Genomic DNA, 19,051 nt, shown 5'->3' with positions numbered 1-19,051 from the left:
ATCAACCCCTTACTGTTATTTTTTGTAATTAACACGAATAATATATATTAAAATCCTAAAATTTAACAAATGAAAAAAGTTGTGTTTTCTCTAAAAAAATAGTGTGATTATGAATTTATAATAGTAAAAATGGTATATTATAATATTTACAGTTATCTCTTTTACATATGGCGAACTTTTCTACTTCAATTGTCTGCAAATCGAAAAATCAATCGGAACTATAATGATTTTAAAATGCTCAATAAAAGAATCTTCGGCATGCAAAGAAACCTCTCCACTATCGTAATGGAGAGGTTTCTTTGCATGCCGGAAAGCCAGAATCGCTCCGACACGGCCATTGCCTGCGTGATATGTATGTCTTCCTGCATGCCGTCATGATTTTTGCATATGAGTTAAGGTAGAGGGTGCATTTGGTTTACCTTACAAAGGGGGCGCATGCATGGACGGAACCGAGTTTTACCGCAAAGTGATCCTGACGGTGTCCGGCAATAAACTCGTGAAGTGGCTGTCGATCAAATACGGAAGGAAATTGGCAGGCCGATTCATTGCCGGCAATACGCTGGATGAGGCCTTGGATGAAATCGAGAGGCTCAATGCGAAGGGCATTCTCGTCACGCTGGATCATTTGGGGGAGGGCATTACGACGCTGGACGAAGCGGCCGAATACCGCGAGGAATATTTGAAGCTTGTGGAGGGAATCGCACAGCGGGGAGTGCAGTCAAATGTGTCATTGAAACCGACGCAGATGGGCATGGTACTGGACCTTGAGAAGGCTTACGAGAATATCAGGTCGGTGGTGAAAAAGGCGAAAGAGTTTCGCAATTTCGTGCGTCTGGATATGGAGGATTCGCCATATACCCAGGCGACAATCGATATGACGCTGCGGCTCCATAAGGAGGGGCTGCCCAATGTGGGCACCGTGATGCAGGCCTACTTGTTCCGCACGGAGGAAGACGTGCGAAGCATGATGGAGGCGGGGGTCAATCTGCGCCTGGTAAAGGGGGCATATAAAGAGCCCGGAACCATCGCCTTTCAGCAGAAACGCGAAGTGATCGATAACTATAAAAAATTGATCAAAATGCATTTCGATCAGGGAGCGTACACTGCGATTGCCACGCACGATGACAATATCATCGACTGGGTCAAGGTGTTTGCCGAGCAGAGCCGCATAGAGAAAGAGGATTTCGAATTTCAGATGCTGTACGGGCTGCGAATGAACGATCAGGCTGCGCTTGCAGAGGATGGCTATCGCATCCGTTGTTATATGCCCTACGGGACGATGTGGTACCCGTACTTCACCCGGCGGCTGGCGGAAAAGCCGGCTAACCTCATGATGGTGCTGAAAAATATGTTCAAGTGAGGGGTGTGAACACCGCCCTTACCTTAAAAGAAATAATAAGCTTGCGAGCAATCCATCAGGAAGGACCGCTCCAGCGGGAGGCTGCCTAGGCGTTCGCGAGTTACATGCTGGTGCAGGTTCGCCTCCAGATCGGCTAACGCCGATACGGCGAGCAGCATCCGAGCGGATCCCCATTGCTGCTGCTTCTGAGCATAGCGTATGGCCTCAGTCACGGGCATGCCCCGCAGCCTTGCAAATACAGATGCCCAGCGGACCAGATCTGCGAATTCTCTCGTGCTCGGCAGGGCATATTCCGCATAACCGGCTGCTTCTCCGCAGCTGATTTTGAACAAGCCGCAGTTCCAGCTTCGATCGCTCCAGGGGATAAAGCGTTCAGCCGAGCCCCAGTCGAAACGGAACATCTCCATATAGCGGATGGGCTCTTCACATATTGTTGGCGCTGTTTGGATGGCTGTCGCCTGCGCTGCTTCGACTTCGATGAGTTTCGTCATGATCTACGCTCCCTTATAAGATGTTATATGCAAGACAAAAAGGCCTGGTGAGCAGAGAAACCCCGCTCTCCAGGCCTTTTTCCGGTTAGCAGCCGATGAAGCGGCCGCTTTAGCTTGGCTGGATCGTGTTCTCTCTCAATAACGCGCCTACGAGGTTAGCTGACGGATTCGGGCTTGAGAGCGCCCTACCACAATGCCTGGTCAGGCATCGCGGATTCACCCCATTCACCAACAGAAGTCCTATCGGTGATATTGGTTCCCCCGTCTCCCGATCTGTCGGGAGCTCAGCGTATAACGTGTGTTTCGAATAGATGGATGAATCATACGCCGGAGGCAGCCAAAAGTAAATGACCGTATTTGACGCATACATTCCGAAAATCGATGAAATCCGTAAAAGAAAACGTGTACATTTGGTATTGTCATCTATTATCATGGCAAAATCTCAGTATCTCGATGGATTGCGATAAATTCGAGAAAACAAGAGAAATACATAGTATAAAGCAGTATTCGAGAGATAATGAAGACATACTGGTTAGATCTTGTTCCACATTCAGCCACACGTGTTTCTGAGCTCATTTACATCCCGCACGGCCGGACGTATGATACGAACTATGAATTGACGGATGATTCCAAGAGCAGGGCACAGCGGCAGCCGGTCGATAAGATTCATAAGGATACAAGGCAGTGTGAGAGCTGCGGTGCTCCTTTATGAATGAGAACCTCGGCGAAGGCACCATGGGTCTTCCAGAGGCTCAGGGTCAAGCGACTCTCACGGCTTGACTCTGACGGCTGTACAGTTCTGCCAGGCTTGGAATATAAGTCAATAGCTAATTGAATAACATGCTACTCGTTTTCAATTTTCGCTGAGTCCTTGAATGGAAAAGGAACGGGGGAACCAGTCGGGAGATGAACTTGATCTCTCAGGGGTGAATCCCATAGACAAGATAACGGTCTATGGGTAGGGCGACTCTCACGCCCGAATCCGTCAGCTAACCTCGTAAGCGTATCGAGAGAGGCAACGATTGTCGTGGACTTTAGCCACGGTGTATTTCACCGTGGATGAATAAGAAGCCTGCGGGAAGAGTTCTTCTCCTCCCGCAGGCTTCTTTTTGTTGCCTTCTCTTTCTGAAACTTAGGAGGAGAAACACATGGAGAAACCGCAGGATTTCATCTTGGTATCCGCCCCGAATAAGGCCGGGGAGGAATTTATCCGCCAGTTGATGTACAAACATATTTCGTTTGCAGCTATAGCCAACAATCGGGCCGAGCAGGAGAGGATGATGGAACTGGGCTGCAAAGACATTATTCTGATTGATACCAGAGACGAGTCAACCTGGATCATTCCCGAGTTTCCTGTCAGCAAGGTGTTTCTGTTCGAAAGCAGCTTGAATCTGTGCTGCCGCTATTTGCGGATTTGCCGGACATGGACAACAAAGTCGATTTACGTCATTACCCACTCCAGCAATCCGCGGTTGATATATAAGGGACTGGGCGCCGATGTGGTGCTTCATACGAACCATCATCAGGTATCTTTCCTGATTTCGTCCATTGTCAGCTAGTTGCAGATTTAATGCCAAATACGGTTCGTGGAGGATTGGATTATGCAGGATTTTTATATGGTGCTCATATTAGGAGGGACCTACGGACTGTTCATGCTGTTTATGTCCTGGTGTGGACGCGTGGTTTCAGAACCGGAGGCTGATCAGCTGTGATCATATTATTGGTATGTACGCTCTTTATTTTTCTGTATTTGATTTATGCGCTGGTTCACCCTGAAAAATTCTAGGGGAACCGCTGAAGGAGGAAGGCACTCGTCATGGGCATTATACAAATTGCCATCGTTATTCTGGTTCTGCTGCTGCTGGTTAAGCCGCTCGGAACCTATCTATATCAGGTATTTCGCAATGAAGATAACCGAACCGATAAATGGTTCTCCTGGGCAGAGAAGCCGATATTTGCACTGATTGGCTTGAAAGACCGCAAGGGGATGACCTGGAAAGGGTATGCTCTCAGCTTTGTCATTACGAATATCATACTGGTAGCTTCAGGCTACCTGATTCTGCGGCTGCAAAAGGTACTGCCGTTCAACCCGAACGGAATCGATAATATGGAATCAACCTTGTCATTCAATACGATCATCAGCTTTATGACCAATACGAATCTGCAGCATTACAGCGGAGAGTCGGGGCTATCCTATTTTGCGCAGATGGCTGTCATTACGATGATGATGTTTACATCGGCGGCGACCGGGCTGTGCGTGGCCATCGCTTTTATCCGGGCAGTGACCAGTAAGGGGACAACCGTCGGCAACTTCTTCGAGGACTTTGTGAAGGCTCATATCCGGGTATTCATTCCGGCGGCCTTCATCATTGCAATGGTGCTGGTCGCCCTGCAGGTGCCTCAGACCCTGAAGCCTGCGCTCAGCGTGACCACGATGGAAGGAAGCGAGCAGCAAATTGCGGTAGGTCCGGTGGCTGCTCTTGAATCGATCAAGCATCTGGGCACCAACGGCGGCGGATATATGGGGGTCAATTCGTCCCATCCGTTTGAGAATCCGTCCCCTCTGACCAATGTGATTGAGATCCTGTGCATGTGGAGCCTCGGTGCTGCGCTTCCGTATACATTTGGTTTGTTTGCCAAGAGCCGCAAGCAGGGCTGGATTATATTCTCTGTGATGATGACCTTGTTCATCGGCTTCTTGTCTCTGAACTATGCCGCTGAATCAAACGGCAATCCGGCACTGAACCGACTGGGGATTGATGCATCTCAAGGCAGCATGGAAGGTAAGGAAGTCCGGTTCGGGATCGCCCAGTCCTCGCTGTTTACTACAGTGACGACGGCGGCTACGACCGGTTCAGTTAACAACATGCATGATACACTCACGCCGCTTGGCGGAATTACGCCGCTGTCCCTGATGATGCTGAACTCTGTTTTTGGCGGAAAAGGCGTCGGACTGATGAATATGCTCATGTATGCGATACTGGCTGTGTTCCTGGCCGGGCTTATGGTTGGGCGAACGCCTGAATTTCTGGGCAGAAAAATAGAAGCGCGGGAAATGAAGCTGATCGCCATCGTCATTCTGGTGCACCCATTTATCATTTTGGCTCCGACGGCGCTTGCCCTGATGACGGATGCCGGGCAGGCGGGCATTACCAATGCCGGCTTCCATGGCATCTCACAGGTGTTGTACGAATACACGTCATCCGCAGCCAATAACGGTTCCGGGTTTGAAGGACTTGCAGATAACACGCTGTTCTGGAACATCACAACCGGGCTCGTCATGCTGTTCGGCCGTTATATCTCGATGATCGCTCTGCTGGCGGTCGGCGGTTCACTGATGCGGAAGCAATGGGTACCGGAGACACTCGGGACGTTCCGAACAGACAATAAGCTGTTTGCCGGCATTCTCCTCGCGGTGGTTCTGATCATCGGCGCATTGACTTTCCTGCCTGTGCTGGTGCTCGGCCCGATTGCTGAGCATCTGACGATCCGTTAATTAGAAAAGGTGGCCTATTACCATGAATAATACGAGAACCAAAGTGATGTCCAAAGAAATGGTCAATCAAGCGCTGAAGGACAGCTTCATCAAGCTGAATCCAGCTTTCATGATGAGAAATCCCGTGATGTTTGTTGTGGAGGCCGGAACCTTGGTGGTTCTGCTCATGACACTGTTTCCATCCTATTTCGGTACAGAAGGCAGTACCGGATTCAATCTGACGGTGTTTGTGATTCTGCTGTTTACGCTGCTGTTCGCGAACTTTGCCGAGGCCCTTGCCGAGGGCAGGGGTAAAGCTCAGGCCGATTCTCTTAAGCAATCCAAGAAAGAAATGACCGCCCATAAAGTGATGGAAGGCGGAGGGGTTCAGTCCGTGCCGTCTACCGATCTTCGCAAAGGGGATATCGTGGTGGTTACGCAGGGCGAGATGATCCCTGGTGACGGAGAGGTCATCGCCGGTCTGGCATCTGTCGACGAATCTGCCATTACGGGAGAATCCGCGCCGGTGATCAAAGAAGCAGGCGGCGATTTCAGCTCGGTCACCGGGGGAACCCGGGTGGTCAGCGATACAATCAAAATCCGGATTACCAGCGATCCCGGCGAATCGTTTATTGACCGAATGATCTCACTGGTTGAAGGAGCTTCGCGGCAGAAGACGCCGAATGAAATAGCGCTGAACACACTGCTGATTGTGTTGACCCTGATCTTCCTGATCGTTGTGGTTACACTCGCTCCGATTGCCAAGTATCTTGGCATCGAGCTGTCTGTCCCGGTATTGATCTCGCTGCTGGTATGTTTGATCCCGACCACGATTGGCGGGCTGCTGTCGGCCATCGGGATTGCAGGCATGGACCGGGTGACCCAGTTCAATGTGTTGGCGATGTCGGGTAAAGCGGTGGAAGCGGCCGGAGATATTAATACAATGATCCTGGATAAGACCGGAACCATTACGTTTGGCAACCGGATGGCAAGTCAACTGATCCCGGCCCGTGGCGAAACGCTGGCATCGGTTGCCCAGTGGGCAGCGGTCAGCTCGCTGCTGGACGAAACGCCGGAAGGCCGCTCCGTTCTGGAGCTGTTGAAGAAGGAAGGCCTTGAGGTGGATGAGAGTATGACGGCGGGAGCCGAATTCATCGAATTTAAGGCAGAGACCCGAATGAGCGGCATGGACCTGAAGGATGGCCGAAAAGTTCGTAAGGGTGCAGTGGATGCCGTCAAGGCTTGGGTGCTGTCTCAAGGAGGCTCCATACCTCCGGACTTGACGCCAAACAGTGATGCAATTGCTACGGAGGGAGGAACCCCGCTGGCTGTGGCTGTGGATCACCGCATCTATGGATTGATCTACCTGAAGGACACTGTGAAACCGGGAATGAAGGAACGGTTTGAACAGCTGCGCCGGATGGGCATTAAGACCATTATGTGTACAGGCGATAATCCGCTGACTGCAGCGACGATTGCCCGCGAAGCGGGAGTGGATGATTTCATCGCAGAGAGCAAGCCGGAGGATAAGATCGCCGTCATTCGAAAAGAACAGGCCGAAGGCAAGCTGGTGGCCATGACCGGTGACGGAACGAACGATGCGCCGGCCCTTGCACAGGCCGATGTCGGGCTTGCGATGAACAGCGGTACCACCGCCGCGAAGGAGGCGGCCAATATGGTGGACCTGGATTCAGATCCATCCAAGATTATCGAGGTCGTTGCCATCGGGAAGCAATTGCTGATGACAAGAGGCGCGCTGACCACGTTCAGCGTTGCGAACGATGTCGCCAAATATTTTGCCATCATTCCCGCCATGTTTGCAGCTGCTATTCCAAGCATGAACGTATTGAATGTCATGGGACTCGGTTCCCCTATGTCGGCCATCCTGTCCGCGCTGATCTTCAATGCGATCATTATTCCGCTGCTCATTCCGCTTGCGATGAAGGGTGTCGCCTATAAGCCGATGAGCTCATCGAAGCTGCTGCAGCGTAATGTACTTGTCTACGGATTAGGCGGCGTGATCGTGCCGTTCATCGGGATTAAGCTGATTGACATGATTGTCCACCTATGGATTTAGGCGTGTTGGTTAAACCGGGTATATAGAGATAAACCAAAGGTTGATTATACAAGGTAGATATGAAAGAAAGGGTCGAAGAATAATGAATAATCCTGTGCAAACATCGTCAACGTCCACGCCTCATGCTGAGGCGGGCAACGCTCGCGTCTCCGTAGGCATTGCGCTTAGAGCAAGTCTTGTATTCATTGTGCTGTGCGGAGTTCTGTATCCTCTGGTCACTACAGGTGCAGCGCAGCTGCTGATGCCGAAGCAAGCCGGCGGCAGCCTGATTACGGATGAGAGCGGCAAGGTGGTAGGCTCGGAACTGATCGGCCAGAACTTTACGGACCCGCAATTTTTCCATGGGAGGGTGTCCAGCATCGAATACAACGCAGCCGGCTCAGGCAGCAATAACTATGCACCTTCCAATCCCGAGATGATCGATCGAACAAAGGCGTCGATTGAGGCATGGAAGGAGAATAATCCGGACGTTCCGGTAAGCGAGCTCCCGATGGACCTGGTAACGAATTCCGGCTCTGGACTGGATCCTCACATTTCGCCGCAAGCAGCGGATATTCAAATTCCACGGATCAGCAAGCTGACCGAAATTCCGGAAGCGGAGCTTCAGCAGCTGGTAAAGAAGCATACGGAAGGACGGGATTTAGGTGTATTCGGTGAACCGCGCGTGAATGTGTTGAAGCTGAACTTGGCTCTCAGAGAGCTTCTTAGCTGACGATGGATCACTTTCGGAGAAAATCGCCGGAGGAAATTTTAAGGTCCATCTCGAAGCTCCACCAGGGGCGGCTCAAAGTGTATATCGGGGCCGTGAGCGGCTCGGGAAAAACCTATCATATGCTTCGCGAGGGGCAGACCTTGAGACAGCAAGGCATTGATGTTGTCATCAGTGCCGTATCCACAATGCAGCGTCCGGAGACGGTGGAGCAGGCACAGGATCTGGAACGGGTGCCGAGCATTCATTGGGTTCAGAACGACGTAGAGAAGAAGGATCTCGATCTGGATCTGCTGCTGAAGCGCAATCCGGAGGTCGTGCTTGTGGATGGCCTTGCCCACCGGAACCGGAGAGGGGCAAGGCATGCCACACGGCTGGAGGACATAAAGTGCCTGTTAAGCCGGGGGATCAGTGTCATCACGACGGTGAATGTGTATGAGCTTGAGGATGTGCACGGCATTGCCACCAAGCTGACGGGCATCAAGGTCAGTTATACGGTGCCCGCTGATACCCTTGAGACCGCCGATGAGGTGGTGCTCATTGATGTAACACCTGAAACGATGCTGGATCGGGCACAGGAAGGCCTGCTTGCGGGGGGAGGCATATGGAAGCAGGGCAATCTGGCCGTGCTTCGGGAGCTTACCCTCCGTCTTGTTGCAGAGGGCGTGAACAACTCGCTTGCGCGGTACCGCAAGGAACAGGGACTCATCGGCCCATCGGGGGCCGATGAGCGGATACTGGTGTCCACCCAGTACCATTGGAACGGGTCCATCTATATGCGCCGCGGTCAGCAGATTGCGAAGAGACTGAACGGCGAGCTGTTGGCGGTAACGTTTGTGAATCAGAAGCAGGAGCTTACGAAGGAACAGGCGGCTTTTAAGCGCTCCATGCTGAAGCTTGCGGAACGGATTGGCGCCAAGCTGGAAGAACTGCCCCTTCATTCACGAAGGGAGCTGCCAGGTGAACTCGTTCAATATGCACTTGAGCATCATGTCACCCGTATTGTGCTGGGACACTCGAAGCAGACCCCCTGGCAGGAGCTGCGGCAGGGATCGATGATTCAGGAGCTGCTTAAGAAAACGCGCGGGATTGATATTTTTATCGTAGCGGACCGGGCAGCGCATGACGGAGAACGAATCATCCCGGCTCAGATTCATCCACCGCAGCGTTCGTCCGAATCGTTTCATCGCTTGAATGAACAGGAGCTGGATCAGAAGATCGAGCAGGTCAAGCGGGGGCGGTTCAAAGTCTATATCGGTGCAGCCCCGGGTGTAGGCAAGACGTATACGATGCTGCGGGAGGGCAATGATCTGCTGAAAAAGGGACTGACGGTTCTTACCGGACTGCTGGAAACGCACGGGCGGAAGGATACGCTTTTACAGGTCGGTGAACTGGAAGTTCTTCCACGAAGAGTGATGGATTACCGGGGCTCACGCCTTGAAGAGATGGATACCGATGAGATCATCCGCCAAAGGCCCGATGTGGTTTTGGTGGATGAACTGGCGCATACAAACGTTCCCGGAAGCAAGCACAGGAAGCGATATGAGGATGTGCTGGATATACTGTCGGCTGGCATCTCTGTTATTACGACCGTGAATGTGCAGCATCTGGAGAGCTTGAATGACGCGGTGGAGCAAATTACCGGTGTGCGTGTCCGCGAGACGGTTCCGGACCATATTCTGCAATTGGCGGACGAGGTTCAGCTCATCGATGTCACGCCGGAGTCACTGCAGCAGCGGATGAAGGATGGCAAAATCTATGCGCCGGAGAAGATCCACCAGGCGCTCAGCCATTTTTTCAAGACGGGAAATCTGATTGCTCTAAGGGAACTGGCCCTGAGGGAAATTGCAGATGATGTGGATGAGAGGCTGGAGTCATGGCAGCGAAGCAGCTCGCTTCGGGGACCGTGGCGGCGCGAGGAGGTTATCTATGTTATGGTTGGCAGCGGACCTCAGGGGGAGCGGCTCATCCGCCGCGGCTTCCGGATTGCCCATCGGCTGAAGGCGGCCTGGTATGTGACGCTCCTTCAGGAGGGGCGTGCGCATTCATCCCGTGCTGACTCCAAACGCTTAACGGCTCTTCAAACGCTGACAGAACGACTTGGAGGAACATTCTGCGTGCTGCCTGTAAGAAGAGGGAAGGCGCGTGAAGTTGCATCCCAATGGGTCGCGGCGGCTGATGAGGCGAAGGCTACCCAATTGATCATCGGTCAGCCGAAGATCACGGGATGGAAGCTGTACGCCGAGCGGAAATCGATCCGAAGCCTGCTGAGATATGCAAGGCATATGGATGTGCTGGTGGTTGCCGATTATGATCCGTGCACGAACGAGCCCAAACCGTCAGGGAATTAATCGCTTAGGGAAAAAGATAAACGCCAAAACGCCCACAGACCTGTAAGCAACAGGAATGCGGGCGTTATTGACGTCTCCCTATGGGGAGATTTATAGGGCGCGCGTGCCGGGGCTATTCTCCTGACAATGTGTGATCGCCGGTCAAATATTTCTCGGTCAGTATGGAGAGCAGGCGAATGCCAACCTCATTCTCTCCACCTTCCGGAATGATCAGGTCGGCGTATTTCTTCGAGGGTTCGATAAACGCCTCGTGCATAGGCTTGACCGTTGTCAGATATTGATTGTGAATCGACTGGATGGTCCGGCCGCGGTCCTCAATATCACGAACGACCCGGCGAAGCAGGCGCACATCGGGATCGGTATCCACAAACACCTTAATGTGAAGCAGCTTGCGCAGATTCTCGTCTGACAGCACATGAAGTCCTTCAATGATAACGATGTTGTTTGGCTTGAGCTCAAGGGTCTGATCCGTGAAGCGGGCATGTGCAGTAAAATCATAGACCGGTGCATAAGCGGGCTCCCCGCCCTTCAAGATGCCGAGATGCTCGATAAGCAGCTCGTTGTCGAAGGCGAACGGGTGATCATAGTTGATCGCTTCGCGTTCCGCAAAGCTGAGCTCTTTATGATCCTTGTAATAGTTATCTTGCGAAATGAAAGTCACTTTATCTGAACCAAGACGGTCAATGACAGAGCGGGCAACCGTCGTTTTGCCCGATCCGGTGCCGCCGGCAATACCAATTATGAGCATGGCGAATCCATAACCCTCCCTAGAGTTTGCAATTTTAATATTGTAGCACAGCATGCGCTTTTTTTCACTATGGGGATATAGAGCAAAAGCTGGGATTTTCCGAAAATTTTTATTCCTGGCATGGCATGGTGAACCCAACGGGTATGAATTATCATAGAGAGATGAGTTGCAATTGAATTTTGTGGAGGGGTTATCATGCACAATGCCGCCGTTTATCCATGCAGGCCGGCTTCATTCACCAGGCAGGGAGAGGAACGGGAACAGATCGATTGGAGTCGCTATGAAGCGGTTGTTCTCCGCGATACGGTGACCGGGCAGGCCGTGAAAGAAGCAACCGAGGTCCGTGCCTGCTGGAGTCCTGAATATTTTTATGTGCAATTTGTTTGTCAGGATTCCTACATGGTATCCGAGTATCTTCACAGGGATGAGCCGCTATATGAACAGGATGTTGTGGAATTGTTCGTGGATGATGCCGGGAGTGGAAAGGAATACATAGAGCTTGAGGTTAGCCCGAACAATGTTGTATTTGATGCCCTTATCCGCAACGACGGCGGGAAGTCGATTACGACCAGCGATATCAAGTGGGATCTAACCGGTCTTGTGACCTCGGTCGATCATGACGAGCAGGGAAATTGGGTTTGCGAGATTACAATTCCTGCCATGAACTTCGGTAATCCTCCACAGAGGGGGCGGAGCTGGAATGTGAATTTTTACCGGATCGACGAAGACCCTCAAGGCATCCGGGAATATCAGGCATGGAGTCCAACTGGAGAGGTGAATTACCATATTCCTGCCCGGTTCGGGAAGCTGGAGTTTGTTGATGATCTATAGCATGAGGCTGTAACTCAAAAAGCCGCAATCGCAGATATATGGTATCTGCGATTGCGGCTTTTCATATGTTTGCCGACTGTTGGATGGACAGGCTTACTTGAACCGGTAGGCCCGAGGCTCGGTAAACCAGAAGCTGCCGTCCTGGGAGAAGTCACGGTATGGACTTGGTGATACCTGGTCGACCAGCTTCAAATCCTCTTCGGTCAGCTGCACCTTCAGCGCACCGAGGTTATCTGCAAGCTGCTGCTCGTTACGGATACCGACAACAGGAACAATGTTGCGCTGCAGAAGCCATGCCAGTGCAAACTGTCCCAGCTTGACTCCCTTCTCCTCCGCCCGCTGGGCAAGCAGCTCGACCTTCTCTAACTTGGCGCGGTTATCAGGTGAATCCATGTCCATGCGCTCGCCGCGCGAGTTGTCCGGGAGCGGCTGCCCGGCCCGGTATTTACCGGAGAGCCAGCCGCCATCCAGCGGGGAATAGGCCAGTGTAGCCAACCCGTGACGCTGTGAAGCCGGCAGGATTTCCTGCTCGATGTAGCGGTTGAAGATGCTGTACGAAGGCTGATTGGTGACAAAACGCTCCAGGTTCATTTTTTCGCTGGTCCATAGGGATTCAACGATTCGCCAAGCCTCGAAATTCGAGCAGCCGATATATCTTACCTTCCCTTGGGTAACCAGATCATCGAGCGCACGCAGAGTCTCGTCCAGCGGCGTATGCGGATCGGGCCGATGTACTTGGTACAGGTCAATATAGTCCGTATTCAGCCGCTTCAGGCTTGCCTCAACCTGTTTCATGATACGGTAGCGGCTTGCTCCTTCTCCGTTCGGTCCTTCGGCGGTCCGCACCTTGAATTTGGTCGCGATGATAACATCGTCTCTGCGTCCTTGAATGGCTTTGCCTATAATTTCTTCACTCGTACCTTTGCCATAGGTATCCGCAGTATCGATAAAATTAATGCCGGAATCCAGCACACGGTCGATGATGCCAAGCGAGGTTTTCTCGTCCAAATCCCAGTCTCCGTAAGTCATGGTTCCCAGGCAAAGGCGGGATACCTCAAGTCCGGTTCTTCCCAAATAGACATATTCCATCCCATACCCTCCTCAATCCCATAGTACGATAGAAATCTGCTTCCATTATCGACCTTTTATGCAGAGATGACAAGCCGGTATACAGGTGAAGGAATACCTCTGAATGCTTATTGCTTATGACGCTTTCGTAAAAAAAACGCATGGTTGAGCTTCTGCACAATCACCATGGTGTCATGCTGGCAGGTCGCAGGGCTAACCGCCATCCGCCCATCGCACAGCGCGAAAAGAGGCCCACCTCAAGGGATTGAGAGGGCCTCTGTATGTGCTGTGGCATGGTGTTCTGGCTGAGGAGCAGCCGTGCAGTTGGATGGAAGCTAATGACATAAGATCAGCATAAAAAGTTATTGCGCTGCTGTCACCGTAATGTCGCCGTGCTTGTCTTGCTTGGCTTGTAGATGCAAAATATCCGTCAGGAAGACCAGCGGAACATACACATGGCCGCCTTTCATTTCAGGAGCAGAGCCGAGCGGGCGCGGGGCCATTTTGCCAAAAGAGTAAGCATCCTTGTTCAGAGTCACCGCACTCCAGACGGCTCCCTTGGAAATCTCGGCGGTTTTGTTCTTGCCGTTCCACTTGACGTCGAAGTGCAGCTGGCGCAGTACTTGAGCTGCCGGAACCATGATTTTGCCGTTGTTATCCTTATAATAAACGCCTGATTTCATCACAGCTGCAGCTGCTTGTTCCTCCGTTGTTTGACCTTGACCAGGCAGCTTCACGGCAAATTCCGGCATGCCTGCAGCCCCGGGTGCGATGCTTTATTTCTGGAACACGATATAGGCGGTTCCTCCTGAAACATAGAAGGCTTGCCCGGCATCGATGCCCTGGAACCCGTCCTCATGCTGGAAGTAATTCTCTTGATCTGCCGCAATCGCTGTTTTGACCGCTTGATCCACAATGGCTTTGTAATCCCATCCGAACAGGTCTTCCAGCGTCACACGCTGTGCTTCGGCTTCGTTTCGGAAGTTGTACGTATCCACGCGGGGGTCGCCATTGTTCATTCCCATGCCCTCTGTAATGACTTTGAGGGAGATCAAGTCGCCATCCGTGCCATCCGAAGTCAGCTCATAGGTGATCGTCAGCTGATAAGGGCGCATGGTATAGCCGTTCTTCTGAGCACTGGCGGCTGTTTCTGCCGCTTCCTTCTCCCATTTGACCATATCCTTGGAAGCGTGGGATTCGATGATGTCGTTCAGCTGCTCCTGATATTTGGTGTCGGCCAGACCCAGGAATACAGGGATTTTGATGTCGGTTTCCAGCCACTTTTCCTTGGATTGCAGCGTTTTGGATGTCACGAGTGGTGGGGTTATGGCCGGCGTTTCTGCTTGATCCGTACTCGCTGCAGTCCGGGTTTCGGCATGGACGTGGCTGGACGGCAGCCCTGAAGCGGATATCATGAGAATGCCTGCTAATCCGGCAGCCGCCAAGGTTCTGGTCAACGGGGTCGTTGTATGTTTCATTGTTATTACCTCCTGTTTTATGAATGGATATCTACCATGTGTGATCTACCGGATGTACTCGTTGCTGACAAGCCCGGCTGCGATGGCTTCCGTTGGAATCGTAAATTCCACAACGCCCAGATAGCCGGGTGCGACATCGTATTCATTGAAGCTGATGACCAGTTTTCCGTCCTGATTAATGTAGAAGTTTTGGTCTTTAGCGATGGACTGGAAAATATCCTCCGGTATTTCAGGCTCCACGCCCGGCTGCTCTACCCAGTAGACGATATCCGGGCTATCCTGCATCTGCTGGCGCATCTGTTCCTTGATATTGTCGCTGATGGTTTGGATATAACGGTCATCCTTGAACAGGCTTGGCAGCGTGATCACCATCTGATTGATTTTGTCGATCGTATCGTATTGTCTGGATTCGGCTGAACTGCCGGCCGTTTCGACGATATAGCGCGAAAGGATCAACAGTTGTTCATTGTCAGTGATAACCTCATAGCCGCTGTCGAGTCCCAGATGCGCGCCGCCTTCCTTATGAAGCTGGGCCACCTCGTCTTTGAAGTTGTCATACAGCTTTTTGTTCTCCTCCAGGTATTTGTTATTCAACGTTTGTTCCAGCTCCGCATTACCCAGATTGGTTATGCCCGGCGTTTCCATATGCAGGTTCGTCTGGTCATCCTGCTCGGTATATTCCCTTATGGTGATGACCTTGATGATATTGCCTAGAACCGGCACATCCGACATGGCTTGGGCGAGGACTGGGCTGGTGTTCACACCGGCAAACAGCAAAATGCATGCTGCCGCCGCGCTGGCGAGCCAGGGCAGGGTTTTATTTTTTTTCCGCCTGGCTGCAATGGTCCTGTTAACCAGCGAGGTCAATTCATCAGGAATAGGAGTGCTCTCGTACTGTTCTTTCATCCTATTCAGCTTGTCATGCATTATTGTTGTTCCTCCTCTTGATCTTCCTCACTTAAATTCACGCGCAGCTTCTGCAGTCCTTGGTATAACCGTGTTTTCACCGTGCTGACATTCTCATGAAGCACTTCGGCGATTTCTTCGATTTTCATATCTTCAAAATACCGGAGAATGATCACGGCCCGATATTTGTCGGGAAGTTCCTCCAGGGACTGGGCCAGATCCAGATTGGGATAATGATCATGGCTGCTGGGTAATACAAACTCCAGGTTCTCGTCGTCCATGACGCGGACTTTTTTCTGTTTTCTTATGAGATCCAGGGAGGTTGTTACAATAATCCGGAAAAACCAGCTTTTTAATGAACCCGTTCGCTTCAGTTTTTCTATGGATAAAAATGCTTTGTGGATGGCGTCCTGAACGATATCGAGGGCATCCTCTTTGTTTCTAACGTAGCTGTATGCCAGTCGATAGGCGCTATCCTGATTTTCGGTTATGCACTGTATAAGAAGCTTCTCCAGCTTCCGTCCGCCTCTCATGTAAATATGACACTCCTTTGGGCCCGCGCGGGTAACCATCAATTGCAATTGACTTACGGATGCATGACGTGCAAGTCCTTCAAAAAGTTTGATTTTCCATAAAAAATTTAAAAACAGCGTCTGCCTCATTATTCAGCGAACCCTTCAGCCGTCGCAACAAGAAAAAGACCCCAGTTTCACTGGGGCCTCAGAGTTCCGCGAAACTCCCCGTTTTCTGCAGGGAGTTTAAGATGAGATCGAATGCTCCAGTACGGGGGTCTTCGGTTCTTGCTGTTATTCATGCTCATATTTCCTGATAACAATCGCCGAGTTGTGTCCACCGAAGCCGAAGGAGTTGGACATGCCGATCCGAAGCGCAGCCGATCTCGCCTCGTTAGGCACATAATCCAGATCGCATCCGGGATCGGCTGCATCCAGATTGATAGTTGGCGGTATGACCCCTTCCTGCAACGATTTCACGAGGGCAATCGCCTCGACGCCGCCCGATGCGCCCAGCATATGTCCGGTCATCGATTTGTTGGCGGTCACGGGGATGCGGTAGGCATCATCACCGAATACAGACTTGATTGCAGCCGTCTCGGACCGGTCGCCAATCACTGTGCTTGTGGCATGGGCACTGATGACATCGATATCGGAAGGGGAGAGGTTCGCTTCCGTCAGTGCCAGCTTCATCGCCCGGGCTGCACCGTTGCCGTCTTCCGGGGTTGCCACCATATGGTAGGCATCCGAGCCGGCCCCATACCCGATTACTTCACCCAAAATGTCGGCCCCTCTGCGCAGGGCATGGGAGAGCGACTCCAGCACGAGGATACCGGCCCCTTCCGCCATCACGAATCCGTCCCGGGCCGCATCAAACGGCCGGCTGGCTCGGCCGGGATCATCATTGCGGGTGGAGAGGGCGGTTGCATTCGAGAAGCTGGCCAGCGAGATATCGGTCACGGCCGCTTCGGAGCCTCCCGCGATAATGACATCGGACCGTCCCGCCTGGATATTAAAGAAAGCTTCGCCAATCGCCGTATTGCCGATCGAGCACGCTGTAACCGGAGCTAGCGTAGAGCCCAGCGCACCGTATTTAATACTGATGAGGGCAGCCGCCATATTGGGAATCATCATCGGCACCAGAGTAGGACTGACTCGCTCAGGTCCTCGTGAAGCCAGCGTTTCGCTCTGATTCATCAAGGTTTGGATACCGCCGATGCCGGAGCCGACGTATACCCCCATGCGCTCCCGGTTGATCTGGTCAAGATCAAGTCCGGCGTTATGCAAGGCCTGATCTGCCGCAGCCAGTGCAAACTGGCAGAAGCGGTCCATACGCCGGGCTTCTTTTACACCGAACAGCGAGTTTGAATCAAACTCCTTTACGACACCTGCTATTTTTACTTTTTGCCTCGATGTGTCAAATGCATCTATATGTGTAATACCGGATTCTCCCCGAACAAGCCGGGACCAGAACGTCTCAACATCATTTCCCAGCGGTGAGATGACACCCATGCCGGTAATAACGACTCTTTCCATGGAATAACAGCCTCCTTTAAGACTTTACTAACGGCAAGCCTTTATAACTTGTCAATCTTAAGGTTATAATGTCACGTAGAGTATCCTATTACAAGATATCGTTTATCCTAGTATAAATACTGCTATCCTGAGTTGGATGAAGGAGGCGTACCTTATGAATTCCCAAGTCAGGCTTCAAGCCTTGTCGGCTTTTCTGAAAGGTCAGCGTGCCAAAATCTCCCCCGAGTCTGTTGGATTGCCCTCCGGCACCCGAAGGAGAACACCGGGCCTGCGCCGGGAGGAGGTTGCCCAGCTGGCAGGTGTCAGCACGACATGGTATACCTGGCTGGAGCAAGGGCGCGATATTCAGGTATCCTCGTCTGTGCTGGACTGTGTTGCCAGTGCGCTGTTGCTGAATGCTGATGAGCGGAGATACCTGTATTCGCTTGCGTTCGAGAGCGGGGCAGAGCCCTACTCCGTCAAGCAGGAGGCCGTGCATATCAGCCCGTCCCTGCAAAAAATCATCACCGAGCTGAAGTACTGCCCGGTCATGATATCGGATCGCATGTGCAACATCGTGGGCTGGAACCGGGCGGCCGCGTATGTATTCCTGGATTTTGACCGCATTCCTCCCGAGGAGCGGAACATGATCCGGCTGCTCTTCACCCGCAGGGAGTTCCAGCGGCTGGCGGTGAACTGGGAGCAGTTCGCCAGCGGCTTCCTCTCCATGTTCCGAACCTATTACGGGCAGTACGTGGAGGATGAGTGGTATGACCGTTTTCTGGAGGAGATGAAGAAGGGGCACCCGGACTTCAACCGGATGTGGGAGCAGAGCCAAGTCAGCTACGCTCCGGAGGTGCATCTGGAATTCCGGCATGCCAAAGCCGGGAAGATGGTATACGAACTCACGTCGCTGAAGGTGTACGGCAATGATGATCTGCGATGCAGCATCTACACACCCGCGCCGGATACGACCACGGAAGCGAAGCTGCGGCAGCTGATGGAGGAGAAGTGAGCGGAGGGGGTGGTGGTCTGGCTGGCTGGTGATTGTCCAGCGGGGCCATTGTTGGTGTGAGGTTGCTGTGGTAACGCCGGTAACTTCGGTAGATCTGGTGGCTCCGGTAGCACCAGTAGCTCCGGAACCTCCTAACCTCGGTAACTCTGGTGGCTTTGGAAACCCGGGCAACTCGAATAACTCCGTAACCCCGCACCCCCGTACCCTGGGAATCCTGTAACTCCAGTAACGCCAAGTAACTTTGGTAACGCCAGTAACCTCGGTAACTTTGGAAGCTACGGCAGCTCCAGTAACTCTGGTAGCTCCCAATACTCCATTAACTACGGTAGCTCAGTTACTTCGGTAACACTAGTAACTCCAGTAACCCCTGCAACTCCGGTAACTTAGTAACTCAGTAACTCAGTAACTCCGGAAACCCAGTAACTCCAGTAACTCTGGAAACCATGGTAACCATGGTAACCATGGTTACCCCGTAACTCCCGGTCTCTGTTTCTCCGGTAACACCTAAGCACTCC

17 protein-coding genes and 2 riboswitches are annotated in these 19,051 nt (G+C 52.2%); of the genes, 9 read left to right on the top strand and 8 right to left on the bottom strand.

Annotated elements, in window-relative coordinates; translation table 11 throughout:
* The first annotated feature begins 439 nt into the window (after positions 1-439).
* Positions 440-1,360 (top strand): proline dehydrogenase family protein, encoded by a 921-nt coding sequence (locus PGL02S_RS25890; protein ID WP_036644055.1) that lies wholly within the window; start codon positions 440-442, stop codon positions 1,358-1,360.
* A 23-nt stretch (positions 1,361-1,383) separates the two neighbouring features.
* Here the strand turns inward: PGL02S_RS25890 and PGL02S_RS25885 are convergent, their stop codons facing one another.
* Entirely contained in the window at positions 1,384-1,851 is a 468-nt protein-coding gene (locus PGL02S_RS25885; protein ID WP_036644053.1) for a hypothetical protein, read from the bottom strand.
* A 129-nt stretch (positions 1,852-1,980) separates the two neighbouring features.
* A riboswitch (cyclic di-AMP (ydaO/yuaA leader) is annotated at positions 1,981-2,151 on the bottom strand.
* Positions 2,152-2,702: 551 nt separating this feature from the next.
* A riboswitch (cyclic di-AMP (ydaO/yuaA leader) is annotated at positions 2,703-2,871 on the top strand.
* Positions 2,872-2,999: 128 nt separating this feature from the next.
* Here PGL02S_RS25885 and PGL02S_RS25880 point away from each other — a divergent pair.
* The 6 genes from PGL02S_RS25880 to PGL02S_RS25855 all read left to right on the top strand — a co-directional run bounded on the left by PGL02S_RS25880 (position 3,000) and on the right by PGL02S_RS25855 (position 10,463).
* Positions 3,000-3,410, top strand: a complete 411-nt coding sequence (locus PGL02S_RS25880) for a hypothetical protein (protein WP_006207795.1) — start codon at positions 3,000-3,002, stop codon at positions 3,408-3,410.
* A 149-nt stretch (positions 3,411-3,559) separates the two neighbouring features.
* Positions 3,560-3,637 (top strand): potassium-transporting ATPase subunit F, encoded by a 78-nt coding sequence (locus tag PGL02S_RS29160; RefSeq protein WP_076151255.1) that lies wholly within the window; start codon positions 3,560-3,562, stop codon positions 3,635-3,637.
* Between the two features lie 30 nt (positions 3,638-3,667).
* On the top strand, positions 3,668-5,347 hold the full coding sequence (gene kdpA, locus PGL02S_RS25870) for a potassium-transporting ATPase subunit KdpA (RefSeq protein WP_036644051.1): 1,680 nt from the start codon (positions 3,668-3,670) through the stop codon (positions 5,345-5,347).
* 22 nt (positions 5,348-5,369) lie between these two features.
* The gene (kdpB, locus tag PGL02S_RS25865) at positions 5,370-7,403 is read left to right on the top strand and encodes a potassium-transporting ATPase subunit KdpB (protein ID WP_036644050.1); all 2,034 of its coding nucleotides are present in this window, start codon (positions 5,370-5,372) and stop codon (positions 7,401-7,403) included.
* Positions 7,404-7,485: 82 nt separating this feature from the next.
* A complete protein-coding gene (gene kdpC, locus PGL02S_RS25860; RefSeq protein ID WP_036644048.1) occupies positions 7,486-8,115 on the top strand; it encodes a potassium-transporting ATPase subunit KdpC in 630 nt (209 codons plus the stop codon).
* Positions 8,116-8,117: 2 nt separating this feature from the next.
* On the top strand, positions 8,118-10,463 hold the full coding sequence (locus PGL02S_RS25855; RefSeq protein ID WP_036644047.1) for a histidine kinase: 2,346 nt from the start codon (positions 8,118-8,120) through the stop codon (positions 10,461-10,463).
* 112 nt (positions 10,464-10,575) lie between these two features.
* Here the strand turns inward: PGL02S_RS25855 and udk are convergent, their stop codons facing one another.
* On the bottom strand, positions 10,576-11,211 hold the full coding sequence (gene udk / locus PGL02S_RS25850) for a uridine kinase (RefSeq protein ID WP_006207800.1): 636 nt from the start codon (positions 11,209-11,211) through the stop codon (positions 10,576-10,578).
* A gap of 195 nt (positions 11,212-11,406) precedes the next feature.
* On the opposite strand from udk, the gene PGL02S_RS25845 reads away from it, so the two are divergent.
* On the top strand, positions 11,407-12,042 hold the full coding sequence (locus PGL02S_RS25845; protein ID WP_036644046.1) for a carbohydrate-binding family 9-like protein: 636 nt from the start codon (positions 11,407-11,409) through the stop codon (positions 12,040-12,042).
* A 93-nt stretch (positions 12,043-12,135) separates the two neighbouring features.
* Here PGL02S_RS25845 and PGL02S_RS25840 read toward each other — a convergent pair whose 3' ends face one another.
* The 6 genes from PGL02S_RS25840 to fabF all read right to left on the bottom strand — a co-directional run bounded on the left by PGL02S_RS25840 (position 12,136) and on the right by fabF (position 17,542).
* Entirely contained in the window at positions 12,136-13,131 is a 996-nt protein-coding gene (locus PGL02S_RS25840; RefSeq protein WP_036644045.1) for an aldo/keto reductase, read from the bottom strand.
* 341 nt (positions 13,132-13,472) lie between these two features.
* Positions 13,473-13,862, bottom strand: coding sequence for a copper amine oxidase N-terminal domain-containing protein (locus PGL02S_RS28960; protein WP_235187495.1), 390 nt, complete (start codon positions 13,860-13,862; stop codon positions 13,473-13,475).
* Between the two features lie 24 nt (positions 13,863-13,886).
* Entirely contained in the window at positions 13,887-14,588 is a 702-nt protein-coding gene (locus PGL02S_RS28955) for a DUF4163 domain-containing protein (protein ID WP_235187494.1), read from the bottom strand.
* A 45-nt stretch (positions 14,589-14,633) separates the two neighbouring features.
* Positions 14,634-15,515, bottom strand: a complete 882-nt coding sequence (locus tag PGL02S_RS25825; protein WP_036644044.1) for a DUF3298 domain-containing protein — start codon at positions 15,513-15,515, stop codon at positions 14,634-14,636.
* Positions 15,515-16,027: a sigma-70 family RNA polymerase sigma factor gene (locus PGL02S_RS25820; protein WP_036644145.1), complete on the bottom strand. Its 513-nt coding sequence runs from the start codon at positions 16,025-16,027 to the stop codon at positions 15,515-15,517. The genes PGL02S_RS25825 and PGL02S_RS25820 overlap by 1 nt, the downstream gene beginning before the upstream one ends.
* Positions 16,028-16,300: 273 nt before the next feature.
* Positions 16,301-17,542, bottom strand: coding sequence for a beta-ketoacyl-ACP synthase II (gene fabF / locus PGL02S_RS25815; RefSeq protein WP_036644043.1), 1,242 nt, complete (start codon positions 17,540-17,542; stop codon positions 16,301-16,303).
* 154 nt (positions 17,543-17,696) lie between these two features.
* On the opposite strand from fabF, the gene PGL02S_RS25810 reads away from it, so the two are divergent.
* Positions 17,697-18,536 (top strand): helix-turn-helix transcriptional regulator, encoded by an 840-nt coding sequence (locus tag PGL02S_RS25810; protein ID WP_006207808.1) that lies wholly within the window; start codon positions 17,697-17,699, stop codon positions 18,534-18,536.
* Positions 18,537-19,051 lie beyond the last annotated feature (515 nt).

Origin of the sequence: Paenibacillus glucanolyticus NBRC 15330 (assembly GCF_004000885.1) — a bacterium.
Lineage (GTDB): Bacteria > Bacillota > Bacilli > Paenibacillales > Paenibacillaceae > Paenibacillus_AQ > Paenibacillus_AQ glucanolyticus.
The sequence above is the reverse complement of the archived record's forward strand: the minus strand, read 5'-3'. Positions and strand labels throughout refer to the sequence as shown.

Coding starts and splice junctions, on each gene's coding strand:
- PGL02S_RS28960 (WP_235187495.1), bottom strand. CDS start 13,862: ATGCCGGAATTTGCCGTGAAGCTGCCTGGTCAAGGTCAAACAACGGAG.
- udk (WP_006207800.1), bottom strand. CDS start 11,211: ATGCTCATAATTGGTATTGCCGGCGGCACCGGATCGGGCAAAACGACG.
- kdpB (WP_036644050.1), top strand. CDS start 5,370: ATGAATAATACGAGAACCAAAGTGATGTCCAAAGAAATGGTCAATCAA.
- PGL02S_RS25880 (WP_006207795.1), top strand. CDS start 3,000: ATGGAGAAACCGCAGGATTTCATCTTGGTATCCGCCCCGAATAAGGCC.
- PGL02S_RS25890 (WP_036644055.1), top strand. CDS start 440: ATGGACGGAACCGAGTTTTACCGCAAAGTGATCCTGACGGTGTCCGGC.
- PGL02S_RS25845 (WP_036644046.1), top strand. CDS start 11,407: ATGCACAATGCCGCCGTTTATCCATGCAGGCCGGCTTCATTCACCAGG.
- PGL02S_RS25855 (WP_036644047.1), top strand. CDS start 8,118: ATGGATCACTTTCGGAGAAAATCGCCGGAGGAAATTTTAAGGTCCATC.
- fabF (WP_036644043.1), bottom strand. CDS start 17,542: ATGGAAAGAGTCGTTATTACCGGCATGGGTGTCATCTCACCGCTGGGA.
- kdpA (WP_036644051.1), top strand. CDS start 3,668: ATGGGCATTATACAAATTGCCATCGTTATTCTGGTTCTGCTGCTGCTG.
- PGL02S_RS25810 (WP_006207808.1), top strand. CDS start 17,697: ATGAATTCCCAAGTCAGGCTTCAAGCCTTGTCGGCTTTTCTGAAAGGT.
- PGL02S_RS28955 (WP_235187494.1), bottom strand. CDS start 14,588: ATGAAACATACAACGACCCCGTTGACCAGAACCTTGGCGGCTGCCGGA.
- PGL02S_RS25885 (WP_036644053.1), bottom strand. CDS start 1,851: ATGACGAAACTCATCGAAGTCGAAGCAGCGCAGGCGACAGCCATCCAA.
- PGL02S_RS25840 (WP_036644045.1), bottom strand. CDS start 13,131: ATGGAATATGTCTATTTGGGAAGAACCGGACTTGAGGTATCCCGCCTT.
- PGL02S_RS25820 (WP_036644145.1), bottom strand. CDS start 16,027: ATGAGAGGCGGACGGAAGCTGGAGAAGCTTCTTATACAGTGCATAACC.
- kdpC (WP_036644048.1), top strand. CDS start 7,486: ATGAATAATCCTGTGCAAACATCGTCAACGTCCACGCCTCATGCTGAG.
- PGL02S_RS25825 (WP_036644044.1), bottom strand. CDS start 15,515: ATGCATGACAAGCTGAATAGGATGAAAGAACAGTACGAGAGCACTCCT.